Consider the following 13,189-nt stretch of genomic DNA (forward strand, 5'->3'; position numbering starts at 1 on the left):
GGTGAGTGGCCGTCAGGTGCTCCCGGGGCATGCAGTAAATAATCCCGCGTGGCGGTCGCTCATGATCCCGCGCAGTGCCTTATGGCAGCCGCTACAAAACCTTCTCGCTGGCCGAGGAATGTTCAAACAAAGGATGAGGCTATGGTTCAAGTTCGCAAACTGGTGTTAGCAATAGCGGCCGCCTCGGCGCTGTCCTCCGGTATGGCGCAGGCGCTTGGGCTCGGGGAGCTGACCCTGAAGTCGAGTCTGAACCAGCCTCTGGTAGCAGAAATCGAATTGCTCGATATCAAGGACCTTACTGCTGCGGAAGTGGTGCCCAGCCTGGCCCCGGCAGAAGAGTTCGCCAAGGCCGGCGTCGATCGTCAGGCCTTTCTCAATGACCTGAGTTTTACTCCTGTTCTCAATCCCGGCGGCAAGAGCGTACTGCGGGTGACCTCGAGCCAGCCGTTGTCGGAGCCGATGGTCAAGTTTCTGGTCCAGGTAATGTGGCCCAACGGTCGTCTGCTGCGCGATTACAGCGTGCTGCTGGACCCTTCGAAGTTTTCCCCGCAAGCCGCTGCTGCTGCACAGGCGGCACCGGTCAGTGGCCCGGCGGTGAATGCCCCGGTCACTCGTGCCAACAAAGTCAGCAAGCCTGAGCAATACACAACTGCGCCTCGTGACACGCTGTGGGAAATCGCCGCGAAGAATCGCAATGGCGCGTCGATCCAGCAAACCATGCTGGCGATCCAGGCGCTGAACCCGGATGCCTTTATCGACGGCAACATCAATCGATTGAAAGCTGGCAGGGTCCTGCGCCTGCCTGACGTGGTGCAGAGCACCGCGTTGCCGCAGCCCAAGGCCATTGCCGAAGTTGCTGCGCAGAATGCTGCCTGGCGTCAGGGGCGTCGCGCTGGTGCACGGAGCCAGCTGCAGGTGGATGCGACTCGTCGTGCGGGTGCCGAAAAGGCGCCCAAGCAGGTCAACACCAAGGACAACCTGAGCCTGGTTTCTGCGGACAGCGGCAAGGCTGGTGGCAAGGGCGTCGCGGGTGATAGCAAGGCCCTGAACAACAAGCTGGCGGTGACTCAGGAAAGCCTGGATGCAACCCGTCGTGATAATGCTGAACTCAAGGAACGCATGGCGGATCTGCAGAGTCAGCTGGACAAGCTGCAGCGCCTGATCGAATTGAAGAACAACCAGTTGGCCAAGTTGCAGGCTGAAGGTGCGGCCCCTGTCGCTCAGCCAACAGCGGTGATGCCTGCTGAACTGGTGGCCAAACCTGAGGCGCCTGCGGCGACGCCAGTGGTTGCGCAAGCTCCAGTCAGTGAACCGGCAGCCAATCCGGCTCCGGATGTGCCAGCGGCCCAGGCTGACGAAGACAAGTATGGCGACCTGCTGACCAATCCAATCCTCCTCGGGCTGGTAGGTGGCGGTGCGATAGTGGCGGTGTTGCTGCTGTTGCTGTTGCTGGCACGTCGTCGCAAGGCTCAGCAGGAAGCGGAAAAGCACCTGCGCATGGCTCGGGCGTTGTCCGAGGAAAATAGCGACTTCGCCGAGGAACTGGATCTTCCTGAAGGTAGCTTCGAAGGTCTTGAAGTCCCGCCACCAAGCGTCAAGCTCGCTCCAGCTCCAGCTCCAGCTCCAGCTCCAGCTCCAGCTCCGGTGGTGGCGCCAGTTCCGGCGGCGCCGGTTGAGCGAGCCACCGATGTGCTGGGGCAGGCGCAGAACCATATCGATGGTGGTCGCCTGAATCAGGCGGCAGCCATTCTTGAAGAGGCGGTCAAGCTCGAGCCGCAGCGCAGTGATCTGCGTCTGAAGCTGATGGAGGTGTATGCGCATCAGGGGGATCGCAGCGCCTTTGTCGCTCAGGAGCGGCAGCTGGTAGCCAATGGCGATAACCACGCTCAGGTCGAGCAGCTCAAGAGCCGTTTCCCGGCGATGGTGGCGGTGGCGGCGACAGCGGGGCTGGCTGCTGCGGCTGTGGCTGCGGAACTGGATGCTCAGTATGTCAAGGAGCTGCTGGATGAGCCTGAGCCCGCTGAGCCCGCGGCGCCTGTGGAAGGTCTGGACGCGGATTTCGATCTGAGCCTGGATGACCTCGAGGCAGCTTCGCCAGCGGTAGTGGCGTCTGAGCCTGAGGTTGAACTGGAGGAATTCCCTCTGGACGACGACCTGAGCTTTGGTTCGGTTCTTGAGCAGCAGACTGCGGCCCAGGAAAGCCTGGATGATCTGGGGGATTTCGACCTTGATCTCGGAGCGGACCTGCCGGCGTCGACCCAGAGTGACGACGACTTCCTGTTGAGCCTGGAAGACGATCTCAAGGATCTGCCGGCTGGCGATGTGCCTACCGTCACCGAGTCGACGCTGGATGACTTGGATCTGTCGGCGGACTTCGATCTGTCCCTGGCTGATGAAATGGATGCCGCGGCAGAGCCCAAGGACGCCTTTGCCTCCGAGCTGGATGATGTCAACGCCGAACTGGATCGTCTGGCCCAGAGTCTGGATCAGCCTGAGCCGGCTACGCCAAGCTTCACGGCTGAAGATGCTGCGGCTGCGCCTGAGGAAGCGGATTTCGACTTCCTCGCCGGCAGCGATGAAGTGGCCACCAAGCTGGATCTGGCTCAGGCCTATATCGATATGGGTGACAACGACGGCGCGCGGGATATTCTGGGCGAAGTGCTCAGCGAGGGTAATGAAGGGCAGAAGAGCGAAGCGCAGGAAATGCTCGCAAGACTGGCCTGAAACAACCCGATGCTTGAGCAGAACGGCAGCCGATAAGGCTGCCGTTTTTGTTGGTGGCGCTTTTGGCGGTCATTCAGACCAGCAGGTCTTCGTAGAAGGCGCCAAAGGGGCGAGTAGGGTGGGCGATCTGGATTTCCAGGATCCACAGGCCCACTTGTGGGCAGTCGGCGAAGTCCCCCAGGTCTCCAGCGCGATAGATGGCGTGGGGGAAGTCGCTGACCCGATGTCCCTTGATCTCCAGGTTGAGCATCCAGCCCATGGCGCGGGCCTGTTCTTCGGCATATTGGTACAGTTCGGGGCCGGCCACTTGATGGGTTTTCCAGTGATCGCGCACCTGATCGAACAGGCTCTTGGCAGCCGCGGCACAGGCGTGCATTTCCTCGTCGCAACCTACGACGTAAGTCGCTCCGCAATCGCCTTCGTGGCGATCCCAGACGACTCCCAGGTCAATGAAGAACAGATCGTTTTCATTCAGTTGGGGGTCGCTGTCGGAGCGTTGCTTGAAGGTCTTAAGGGTGTTGGCGCCAAAACGAATCAGCAGTGGGTGCCAAATACGTTCCATGCCCAGCTCCTGTAATACTTGCAGGCCCATCTCCCTGGCGGTGGATTCGTGCATGCCGGGCTTGATCCGCCTGGCCATTTGCGCGATGGCCTCCCAGGTCATGCGCTTGGCGTGGAGCATGCCTTCCAGGCTGTAGGCCAGGCCCACGGCTTCTTTGTTGGTTGCGATCATTCGTCGGCTCTCGGTCAAGGTGTTTGTTTTTCTACCGCTATGTAGGTTGCTATATAGCGATGACCTGACGGCTGATGCAATCGTTGTCGACGTGAAGCAATCTGCAACTAAACCGCGGCAGTGCATGGCGTCTGCTCCCGCCAGCCTTATAATGAGCGCCTTTGCGCATATCAGCAGGCTGTAAGTTCTTGGCAAATATAGATAACCCGGCCGCCGAAATGGCGGCCGCAGGCTTTTCCCGCATCGCTCTGGGTGTTGAATACAAGGGATCGCGCTATCGCGGTTGGCAGCGTCAGGCTTCTGGTGTGCCCAGCGTCCAGGAAACCCTGGAGAAGGCCTTGTCCAGGGTTGCGGACTCTCCCGTGGTGGTGGCTTGTGCGGGGCGTACCGATGCCGGTGTGCATGCCTGTGGTCAGGTGGTGCATTTCGATACCCAGGCCGTGCGCTCGATGAAGGCTTGGGTCATGGGGGCCAATATCAACCTGCCGCATGACATCAGTGTCAGTTGGGCTCGTGAGATGCCGGCGCATTTTCATGCTCGGTTCAAGGCGATTGCCCGGCGCTATCGCTATGTGATCTACAACGATCAGATTCGTCCGGCCCATCTCAATGAGGAGGTCACTTGGAATCACCGGCCGCTGGATATCGAGCGGATGGCCCAGGCTGCCGCGTTTCTGGTGGGGACCCATGATTTCAGTGCGTTCCGGGCTGGCCAGTGCCAGGCCAAGTCGCCGATCAAGGAGATTCACCACCTGCGGGTTACCCGGCACGGCAAGATGATTGTCCTGGACATTCGCGCCAGTGCCTTTCTGCATCACATGGTGCGCAATATTGCCGGGGTCTTGATGACCATCGGTGCGGGCGAGCGGCCGGTGGAGTGGGCGCGGGAGGTGTTGGAGAGCCGGATTCGCCGCACGGGCGGGGTCACCGCCCATCCTTTCGGCCTGTATCTGGTGCAGGTGGAATACAAGGATGAGTTCCAGTTGCCGGAGCGATACATCGGGCCACATTTCCTCACCGGTTGGTCTGAACTTGACGGCTGACGCCCGGAAAAGCATTTGCTACCATCCGGAACTTTCCGAATTTGCCCCCGAGGTTCAAACGACATGTCAGCTGTTCGCAGCAAGATTTGCGGGATTACCCGCATAGAAGATGCGTTGGCAGCGGTGGCGGCGGGGGCTGATGCCATCGGTCTGGTGTTCTATGCCAAGAGTCCCCGGGCGGTGAGTGTGCAGCAGGCGCGTGCGATCATCGCCGCCTTGCCGCCGTTCGTGACGACGGTCGGGCTGTTCGTCAATGCCAGTCGCTGCGAGTTGGGGGAGATCCTCGATGCCGTTCCGCTGGACCTGCTGCAGTTCCATGGCGATGAGTCGGCAGCGGATTGCGAGGGCTATCACCGTCCCTATATCAAGGCGCTGCGAGTCAAGGCCGGGGATGACGTTGCTGCTGCCTGCCTGGCTTATCCGCGCGCCAGCGGAATTCTGCTGGATACCTATGTCGAGGGTGTGCCGGGGGGAACTGGCGAGGCCTTTGACTGGTCCCTGGTTCCTCAGGGGCTGAGCAAGCCGATCATCCTGGCTGGCGGACTGTCAGCGCAGAACGTCGCCGAGGCCATTGCTCGGGTTCGCCCCTACGCGGTGGATGTCAGTGGCGGTGTGGAGCAGAGCAAAGGCATCAAGGATCCGGCAAAGATTCAGGCATTTATGCAGGCAGTGCGTCGCAGCAACGAGTCGATGTGACGGCTGGCAGTCTGCCGCCGTCCATAACACCACTGTACAAAACAGGCAGGCGCCGCCTTCAGGCGGGGTCGGAATCGAGTGGCAACCGCTCTATTGCGGGTTGTCGGGATGGCTGAGGGGCGCTTCATTGCAGGCAGGTCGAGCCCGGTGCTGACCGCGGTAGCGAAGTGATCATCGCCGCACACATGAATTTAGCTCAAGGGCATACGCGGGGTTGCGAACCAGAGCGTTCGGGCCGCCGGTACTGGAGAAAGAAAGCATGAGCAACTGGTTAGTAGACAAACTGATCCCTTCGATCATGCGTTCCGAGGTGAAGAAAAGCTCGGTGCCCGAAGGTCTTTGGCACAAGTGTCCGTCCTGCGAGGCGGTGCTTTATCGTCCGGAGCTGGAAAAGACCCTGGATGTTTGCCCCAAGTGCAATCACCACATGCGCATCGGTGCTCGCGCCCGGATCGATATTTTCCTCGACGCCGAAGGTCGTGCCGAGCTGGGTGCTGATCTGGAGCCGGTTGACCGTCTGAAATTTCGTGACGGCAAGAAGTACAAGGACCGTCTGACAGCAGCGCAGAAGCAGACGGGCGAGAAGGACGCTCTGATCTCCATGGGTGGCACTCTGCTGGGCATGCCGGTCGTGGTCTCGGCCTTTGAGTTCTCCTTCATGGGCGGGTCCATGGGCGCCATCGTTGGCGAACGCTTTGTCCGCGCGGCCAACTACGCTCTGGAAAACCGTTGCCCAATGATCTGCTTCTCCGCCTCCGGTGGTGCGCGGATGCAGGAGGCGCTGATCTCCCTGATGCAGATGGCCAAGACTTCCGCCGTGCTGGCGCGCCTGCGTGAAGAAGGTATTCCATTCGTCTCCGTGCTGACCGATCCGGTCTACGGTGGTGTTTCCGCCAGTCTGGCGATGTTGGGTGATGTAATCGTCGCCGAGCCTAAAGCCCTGGTGGGCTTCGCGGGGCCGCGAGTGATCGAGCAGACCGTGCGGGAAAAACTGCCGGAAGGCTTCCAGCGCAGCGAATTCCTCCTGGAGCATGGTGCCATCGACATGATCATCTCCCGTCAGGAGCTGCGTCCGCGCCTGGGTAATCTGCTGGCCCAGCTCATGGGGCTGCCGACGCCTGAATTCGTGGCCGCTCCCGTTGAACCGATCGTGGTTCCGCCGGCTCCAGCAAACCTATGACCCAGCGTACCCTGGGCGATTGGCTCGCCTACCTTGAGCAGTTGCACCCTTCGGCCATCGATATGGGGCTGGAGCGCTCGCAGCAGGTAGTGGCCCGGATGGGGCTGGGCAAGCCGGCGCCTCGGGTCATCACGGTCACTGGTACCAATGGCAAGGGCTCTACTTGTGCCTTTGTCGCTTCCCTGTTGCGGGCTCAGGGCCTGCAGGTTGGGGTCTACAGCTCGCCGCACCTGCTGCGCTACAACGAACGGGTGCAGATCAATGGCGTTGAGGCCACTGATCAGCAACTGTGCGAGGCCTTTGTTGCGGTAGAGGCGGGGCGTGGTGATGTTTCCCTGACCTATTTCGAGATGGGCACCCTGGCGGCCTTCTGGCTGTTCCAGCGCGCGGCCCTGGATGCCGTAGTCCTGGAAGTGGGGCTGGGTGGGCGTCTGGATGCGGTCAATCTGGTGGATGCCGACCTGGCATTGGTCACCAGCATTGGTGTCGATCATATCGAGTACCTGGGGGATTCCCGGGAGTCCGTGGCTTTCGAGAAGGCTGGAATCTTTCGTGCCGGCGCTCCAGCTCTGTGTGGCGACCTGAATCCGCCGCAGCCTTTGCTGGACAAGGCGCGAGAGCTGGGTTGTCCGCTTTTCCTCCGGGGGCGAGATTTCGACCTCGGGCTCACCGAAGAATATTGGCAATGGCGCGGTCTGGATGCCCAGGGTAATCAGGTTGAGTTGCGGGATCTGCCGCTGCTCGATTTGCCCATGGAAAACGCGGCGTTGGCGTTGCAGGCCTACCTGCTTACCGGGTTGCCCTGGCAGCCTGAGCTGATCGGTGCAGCTTTGCAGCGGACCCGGGTGACCGGCCGTCTGGATCGTCGGCAGATCGAGTGGCAGGGCAAGCGTCTGAACCTGCTGCTGGATGTGGGGCACAATCCCCATGCCGCGCAGTATCTGGCCGAGCGCCTGGCGCGTCGACCCGTAGCCGGCAAGCGCCTGGCGGTATTCGGCCTGCTGGCGGACAAGGATCTGTCGGGAGTTGTCGGCAGTTTGCAGTCCTCGGTCCAGCACTGGGCGGTGGCTCCACTGGATTCGCCTCGGGCGCGCCCTGTGGAGGATCTGCAGGCCGCCTTGGAGAACCTTGGTGCTTCGGTAGCGTCTTATGCCAGTGTCGCAGCGGCGTTGGACGCGCAATGTGCGCAAGCGACTGCAGATGACGAAATTCTGCTGTTCGGATCTTTTTATTGTGTTGCCGAGGCGCTTGAGTGGCTCGCCCGGCGCTCCACGGAGGAAGCTGCACATGGCAATGCTGGATAAGGTCTACAAGCAGCGAATGGTTGGAGCGCTGGTGTTGGTGGCTTTGGCGGTGATTTTTCTGCCGATGCTGTTCTCGCGAGAGGATGAGCAGCGCCACGTAACGGTTGAAGCGCCGCCGGCGCCACAGGCCTCGGTCATGCCTCAGGTTCAGGTTGAGCCGGTGGTAGTGCCTGAGCCCCAGGTATTGCCCCAGGAACCGGTGCCTGTCGAGGAGCCCGTGGTGCAGCAGGTTGCACCGTCGATGCCGATTGCTCCGAGTGCGCCAGCGGTTGCGCCAGCACCTGTAGTGGCCAGCAAGCCGGCGCCAGCGCCTAAGCCTGCCCCTGTGCCGGCCCCGGCCCAGCCGATTGCCGCAGCCAAGCCTGATACCAGTCAGAGTCGGATCGATGCCAATGGTCTGTCCATCAGCTGGTCGGTGCAGTTGGCCAGCCTGTCGAGCCGTGAAAGTGCGGAAAACCTGCAGAAAACCCTGCGCAGCCAGGGCTATAACGCATATATCCGTTCTGCTGAAGGCAAGAATCGGGTGTTTGTCGGGCCGTTGATCGAGCGTGCCGAGGCTGATCGCCTGCGTGACCTGTTGGGTCGTCAGCACAACCTCAAGGGTTTTGTGGTGCGCTTCCAGCCGGAGCGTGGCTGAGGCTATCTGGCTGATTTCAAAAGCACAGTGAATCGCAGCTTACCGACAGCCAAGCGCTCTGTTAAAATACGCCGCCTTATCCGTCTGTAGGCTGCACTGTGCCATTTACCTGGGTTGACTGGGCGATCGTTGCAATAATCGCCATCTCCGCTTTGATCAGCTTGAGCCGCGGTTTCGTCAAAGAAGCCTTGTCGTTGCTTACCTGGATCATCGCAGGAGTCGTTGCCTGGATGTTTGGTGGCTCACTGTCCGAGTACCTCGGCGGTTATATCGAAACTCCTTCGGCTCGCGTGATCGCGGGCTGCGCAATCATGTTTGTCGCCACCTTGCTGGTGGGGGCAATGGTCAACTATCTCATCGGCGAATTGATTCGTGTCACCGGTCTCTCCGGAACCGATCGATTTCTCGGCATGGCCTTCGGCGCGGCGCGTGGCGCGTTGCTGGTGGTCGTGGCCGTCGGGCTCTTGAGCCTGGGGCCGGTTCAGCAGGATTCCTGGTGGCAACAGTCGCGACTGGTGCCACAATTTCTATTGGTTGCAGACTGGTCCAAGAACCTCATTCTGGGGTGGAGCAGTCAGTGGCTGGCCAGCGGTATCAGCGTACCCGCTGAAATACCGTTCAAGGAGCACCTCTTACCGGCCAAAACGCCTCAGTAAGATGTGTTCAGTTCAGTTTCATTAAGTAGGGGTTGCGTCGCATGTGTGGCATCGTCGGTATCGTCGGTAAGTCGAACGTCAATCAGGCGCTGTATGACGCGCTAACCGTCCTCCAGCACCGCGGCCAGGACGCTGCCGGTATCGTGACCAGCCATGATGGCCGGTTATTCCTGCGCAAGGACAATGGCCTGGTTCGTGATGTGTTCCAGCAGCGGCATATGCAGCGTCTGGTCGGTCACATGGGTATTGGCCATGTGCGTTACCCGACTGCGGGCAGTTCGACTTCGGCCGAGGCTCAGCCGTTCTATGTCAACTCGCCGTACGGCATCACCCTGGCGCACAACGGCAACCTGACCAATGTCGAGCAGTTGGCCAAGGAGATCTATGAGTCCGATCTGCGCCACGTCAACACCAACTCCGACTCCGAAGTGCTGCTCAACGTGTTCGCTCACGAGCTGGCCCAGCGCGGCAAGCTGCAGCCTACCGAGGAAGACGTGTTTGCTGCGGTGACTGACGTGCACAACCGCTGTGTCGGTGGTTACGCAGTGGTGGCCATGATCACCGGTTACGGCATCGTCGGTTTCCGTGATCCACACGGTATCCGTCCGATTGTCTTCGGCCAGCGTCATACCGACGAAGGCGTGGAGTACATGATTGCCTCGGAAAGCGTTTCCCTGGACGTGCTGGGCTTCACTCTGATTCGCGACCTGGCTCCAGGCGAGGCGGTCTACATCACTGAAGAAGGCAAACTCTACACCCGGCAGTGCGCCACCAACCCGCAGCTGACTCCGTGCATCTTCGAGCACGTTTATCTGGCTCGTCCTGACTCGATCATTGATGGTGTCTCGGTGTACAAGGCGCGTCTGCGTATGGGCGAGAAGTTGGCCGAGAAGATCCTGCGCGAGCGTCCGGAGCACGATATTGATGTGGTGATCCCGATTCCGGACACCAGTCGTACCGCGGCGTTGGAGTTGGCCAACCATCTGGGCGTCAAGTTCCGCGAAGGTTTCGTCAAGAACCGCTACATCGGTCGCACCTTTATCATGCCGGGCCAGGCGGCGCGGAAGAAATCCGTGCGTCAGAAACTCAATGCAATTGAGCTGGAATTCCGCGGCAAGAACGTGATGCTGGTGGATGACTCCATCGTCCGTGGCACCACCTGCAAGCAGATCATCCAGATGGCCCGTGAAGCCGGCGCGAAAAACGTCTACTTCTGCTCGGCGGCCCCTGCTGTACGCTATCCGAACGTGTACGGCATCGACATGCCAAGCGCCCATGAACTGATTGCCCACAATCGTTCGACCCAGGATGTGGCGGACCTGATCGGTGCCGACTGGCTGATCTATCAGGACCTGCCAGACCTGATCGAAGCGGTCGGTGGTGGCAAGATCAAGATCGAGAGCTTCGATTGCGCCGTGTTTGATGGCAAGTACGTCACTGGCGATGTGGATGAGGCCTATCTGAACAAGATCGAGGACGCTCGTAATGATGCCTCCAAGGCCAAGACTCAGGCAGTCAGCGCCATCATCGATCTGTACAACAACTGATCCAGAGCATTTAAGAAGACATTAGGAGTAGGCGGCATGAGTCAGGATTGGGATGCCGGTCGGCTGGACAGCGACCTTGAAGGCGTAGCGTTCGATACCCTGGCGGTGCGCGCCGGCCAACACCGCTCGCCGGAAGGCGAGCACGGTGATCCAATGTTCTTTACCTCCAGCTATGTGTTCCGTACAGCCGCCGATGCGGCTGCGCGGTTCGCCGGCGAGGTTCCTGGTAACGTCTATTCGCGCTATACCAACCCGACGGTGCGCTCGTTCGAAGAACGAATCGCGGCGCTGGAGGGGGCGGAGCAGGCAGTCGCCACGGCTACTGGCATGGCGGCCATTCTTTCGGTGGTGATGAGTCTTTGCAGTGCTGGGGACCACGTGCTGGTGTCACGCAGTGTATTCGGCTCGACCATCAGCTTGTTCGAGAAGTACTTCAAGCGTTTTGGTGTTGAGGTTGATTACGTACCCCTGGCGGACCTGTCCGGCTGGGATGCGGCAATCAAGAGCAACACCAAATTGCTGTTTGTCGAGTCGCCATCCAATCCCTTGGCCGAGTTGGTGGACATCGCCGCACTGGCCGAGGTAGCGCATGCCAAGGGCGCGATGCTGGTGGTCGACAACTGTTTCTGTACCCCTGCGTTGCAGCAGCCGCTGAAGCTTGGCGCGGACGTGGTGGTGCATTCGGCGACCAAGTTCATTGACGGTCAGGGCCGTTGTATGGGCGGTGTGGTGGCCGGCCGCAGCGAACAAATGAAAGAAGTGGTGGGTTTCCTGCGTACTGCAGGGCCGACCCTGAGTCCGTTCAATGCTTGGATTTTCCTCAAGGGGTTGGAGACTCTGAGCTTGCGGATGCGTGCCCACTGCTCCAATGCCCTGGCCCTGGCGCAATGGCTGGAGCAGCAGGATGGTGTCGAGAAGGTGCACTACGCCGGTCTTGCCAGTCATCCGCAGCACGAGCTGGCGAAGCGCCAGCAGCGTGGTTTCGGTGCGGTGGTGAGCTTTGAGGTCAAGGGCGGTAAAGAGGGCGCCTGGCGCTTTATCGATGCCACTCGGCTGATTTCGATCACTGCCAACCTGGGCGACAGCAAAACCACTATTACCCATCCGAGCACCACTTCCCACGGGCGTCTGGCGCCTCAGGAGCGTGAGGCTGCCGGTATTCGTGACAGTCTGATCCGCATTGCGGTGGGGCTGGAGGATGTGGCTGACCTGCAGGCCGACCTGGCTCGCGGTCTGGCAGCCTTGTGATCGAGTTGTCCACGCCTCAGGGTGGCGTTAATGGTCGTGTTGCGCTGGTCACCGGCGCGGCGCGGGGCATTGGCCTGGGGATCGCTGCATGGCTGATCAGTGAAGGCTGGCAAGTGGTGCTGACCGATCTGGATCGGGAGCGCGGTTCCAAGGTTTCCAAGGTGCTGGGTGAGAATGCCTGGTTCATCACCATGGACGTGGCGGATGAGCAGCAGGTGGCTCAAGGGGTTGCCGAGGTGCTGGGGCAGTTTGGGCGCCTGGATGCCCTGGTCTGCAATGCTGCGGTGGCCGATCCGCACAACATCACCTTGGAAAGCCTGGACCTGGCCTACTGGAATCGGGTACTGGCGGTGAATCTTGGCGGCCCTATGCTGCTGGCCAAGCATTGCGCGCCTTATCTGCGTGCCCATGGCGGTTCTATCGTCAACCTGGCTTCTACTCGTGCTCGGCAATCGGAGCCCGACAGTGAGGCATATGCGGCGAGCAAGGGTGGTTTGCTGGCCTTGACTCACGCCCTGGCAATTAGCCTGGGGCCGGAAATTCGGGTCAACGCCGTGAGTCCTGGCTGGATCGACGCTCGTGATCCAGCGGTGCGACGCGCCGAGCCTTTGTCTGATGCTGATCACGCCCAGCATCCAGCGGGCAGGGTGGGGGCGGTGGAGGACGTGGCAGCGATGGTGGCTTGGCTGCTGTCGCGCAACTCGGGATTCGTTACTGGTCAAGAGTTCGTGGTGGACGGCGGCATGACCAAGAAAATGATTTATCAGGGATGATGCGGTCTTGGCTTTTGCCTGAGCCTCACAGTGTGTCGCTTGCAGCTGTTTCTGAAAAAAACTTCAAGCCTGCTATTGACTTAGCTTCGGTACCTGCGTAAATTTCGCGGCCTCAGCGAAGCAAAGGGTGATTAGCTCAGCCGGGAGAGCATCTGCCTTACAAGCAGAGGGTCGGCGGTTCGATCCCGTCATCACCCACCATTCCTGAGAGTCTTTCGAGAGAAAGGCGGAAGCTTCCAAGGAAGCCTCCAACCGACGCGCAGCGGTAGTTCAGTCGGTTAGAATACCGGCCTGTCACGCCGGGGGTCGCGGGTTCGAGTCCCGTCCGCTGCGCCATATTTTCCAGATCAGGTTGACCTGGTTTGAGATTGAAAAGTCAAAAAGCTTTTTAGTCAGACGATTTAAACGGTTCACATGGACGCAAGTCCAAGCGATACGCAGCGGTAGTTCAGTCGGTTAGAATACCGGCCTGTCACGCCGGGGGTCGCGGGTTCGAGTCCCGTCCGCTGCGCCATATCAGTTTCAAGGACCACTGAACGCCTTGAAGCAACGAAGAAAGCCAAAGGCTTGATTCGCATAGATAGCAAAGGCCCTGGTCGAAAGACCGGGGTTTTTTGTTTTTGCAATGAGCTTGGTGCAGTTGTGCAA

General features: G+C 60.1%; 11 protein-coding genes and 3 tRNA genes. 13 read left to right on the top strand and 1 reads right to left on the bottom strand.

Features of this window, described 5'->3' with window-relative positions; genetic code table 11:
* Positions 1 to 141: 141 nt before the first annotated feature.
* Positions 142 to 2,724, top strand: a complete 2,583-nt coding sequence (locus LOY69_RS10195; RefSeq protein ID WP_253084545.1) for a FimV/HubP family polar landmark protein — start codon at positions 142 to 144, stop codon at positions 2,722 to 2,724.
* Positions 2,725 to 2,797: 73 nt separating this feature from the next.
* Here LOY69_RS10195 and LOY69_RS10200 read toward each other — a convergent pair whose 3' ends face one another.
* Positions 2,798 to 3,457 (bottom strand): aminopeptidase P family protein, encoded by a 660-nt coding sequence (locus LOY69_RS10200; RefSeq protein WP_265074451.1) that lies wholly within the window; start codon positions 3,455 to 3,457, stop codon positions 2,798 to 2,800.
* Between the two features lie 218 nt (positions 3,458 to 3,675).
* Here LOY69_RS10200 and truA point away from each other — a divergent pair, with 218 nt between their 5' ends.
* The 12 genes from truA to LOY69_RS10260 all read left to right on the top strand — a co-directional run bounded on the left by truA (position 3,676) and on the right by LOY69_RS10260 (position 13,055).
* Entirely contained in the window at positions 3,676 to 4,500 is an 825-nt protein-coding gene (gene truA / locus LOY69_RS10205; RefSeq protein ID WP_102863657.1) for a tRNA pseudouridine(38-40) synthase TruA, read from the top strand.
* A 63-nt stretch (positions 4,501 to 4,563) separates the two neighbouring features.
* Positions 4,564 to 5,196, top strand: a complete 633-nt coding sequence (locus tag LOY69_RS10210) for a phosphoribosylanthranilate isomerase (protein ID WP_102882503.1) — start codon at positions 4,564 to 4,566, stop codon at positions 5,194 to 5,196.
* A 259-nt stretch (positions 5,197 to 5,455) separates the two neighbouring features.
* On the top strand, positions 5,456 to 6,376 hold the full coding sequence (accD, locus tag LOY69_RS10215; protein WP_265074452.1) for an acetyl-CoA carboxylase, carboxyltransferase subunit beta: 921 nt from the start codon (positions 5,456 to 5,458) through the stop codon (positions 6,374 to 6,376).
* The gene (gene folC / locus LOY69_RS10220; protein WP_265074453.1) at positions 6,373 to 7,680 is read left to right on the top strand and encodes a bifunctional tetrahydrofolate synthase/dihydrofolate synthase; all 1,308 of its coding nucleotides are present in this window, start codon (positions 6,373 to 6,375) and stop codon (positions 7,678 to 7,680) included. The genes accD and folC overlap by 4 nt, the downstream gene beginning before the upstream one ends.
* Positions 7,664 to 8,317: an SPOR domain-containing protein gene (locus tag LOY69_RS10225; protein ID WP_110652594.1), complete on the top strand. Its 654-nt coding sequence runs from the start codon at positions 7,664 to 7,666 to the stop codon at positions 8,315 to 8,317. The genes folC and LOY69_RS10225 overlap by 17 nt, the downstream gene beginning before the upstream one ends.
* A gap of 98 nt (positions 8,318 to 8,415) precedes the next feature.
* Complete coding sequence (locus LOY69_RS10230; RefSeq protein WP_016968003.1) at positions 8,416 to 8,973, top strand: CvpA family protein; 558 nt, start codon at positions 8,416 to 8,418, stop codon at positions 8,971 to 8,973.
* A gap of 41 nt (positions 8,974 to 9,014) precedes the next feature.
* Positions 9,015 to 10,520 carry an amidophosphoribosyltransferase gene (purF, locus tag LOY69_RS10235; protein ID WP_102863649.1) on the top strand — a complete coding sequence of 502 codons (1,506 nt, stop codon included), beginning with the start codon at positions 9,015 to 9,017 and terminating at the stop codon, positions 10,518 to 10,520.
* 36 nt (positions 10,521 to 10,556) lie between these two features.
* Positions 10,557 to 11,768: an O-succinylhomoserine sulfhydrylase gene (locus LOY69_RS10240; protein ID WP_102882499.1), complete on the top strand. Its 1,212-nt coding sequence runs from the start codon at positions 10,557 to 10,559 to the stop codon at positions 11,766 to 11,768.
* A complete protein-coding gene (locus LOY69_RS10245; protein ID WP_102882498.1) occupies positions 11,765 to 12,541 on the top strand; it encodes an SDR family oxidoreductase in 777 nt (258 codons plus the stop codon). Before LOY69_RS10240 ends, LOY69_RS10245 begins: the two co-directional genes overlap by 4 nt.
* A 125-nt stretch (positions 12,542 to 12,666) precedes the next feature.
* Positions 12,667 to 12,742, top strand: a tRNA-Val gene (locus LOY69_RS10250).
* Between the two features lie 58 nt (positions 12,743 to 12,800).
* A tRNA-Asp gene (locus tag LOY69_RS10255) sits at positions 12,801 to 12,877 on the top strand.
* A gap of 101 nt (positions 12,878 to 12,978) precedes the next feature.
* Positions 12,979 to 13,055, top strand: a tRNA-Asp gene (locus tag LOY69_RS10260).
* Positions 13,056 to 13,189 lie beyond the last annotated feature (134 nt).

Source organism: Pseudomonas sp. B21-059 (assembly GCF_026016285.1).
Lineage (GTDB): Bacteria > Pseudomonadota > Gammaproteobacteria > Pseudomonadales > Pseudomonadaceae > Aquipseudomonas > Aquipseudomonas danubii.

What these genes read in the sequence shown, in the direction of transcription:
- LOY69_RS10225 (WP_110652594.1), top strand. Translation starts at nt 7,664, where the DNA reads ATGGCAATGCTGGATAAGGTCTACAAGCAGCGAATGGTTGGAGCGCTG.
- LOY69_RS10195 (WP_253084545.1), top strand. Translation starts at nt 142, where the DNA reads ATGGTTCAAGTTCGCAAACTGGTGTTAGCAATAGCGGCCGCCTCGGCG.
- LOY69_RS10240 (WP_102882499.1), top strand. Translation starts at nt 10,557, where the DNA reads ATGAGTCAGGATTGGGATGCCGGTCGGCTGGACAGCGACCTTGAAGGC.
- folC (WP_265074453.1), top strand. Translation starts at nt 6,373, where the DNA reads ATGACCCAGCGTACCCTGGGCGATTGGCTCGCCTACCTTGAGCAGTTG.
- accD (WP_265074452.1), top strand. Translation starts at nt 5,456, where the DNA reads ATGAGCAACTGGTTAGTAGACAAACTGATCCCTTCGATCATGCGTTCC.
- purF (WP_102863649.1), top strand. Translation starts at nt 9,015, where the DNA reads ATGTGTGGCATCGTCGGTATCGTCGGTAAGTCGAACGTCAATCAGGCG.
- LOY69_RS10200 (WP_265074451.1), bottom strand. Translation starts at nt 3,457, where the DNA reads ATGATCGCAACCAACAAAGAAGCCGTGGGCCTGGCCTACAGCCTGGAA.
- LOY69_RS10210 (WP_102882503.1), top strand. Translation starts at nt 4,564, where the DNA reads ATGTCAGCTGTTCGCAGCAAGATTTGCGGGATTACCCGCATAGAAGAT.
- truA (WP_102863657.1), top strand. Translation starts at nt 3,676, where the DNA reads ATGGCGGCCGCAGGCTTTTCCCGCATCGCTCTGGGTGTTGAATACAAG.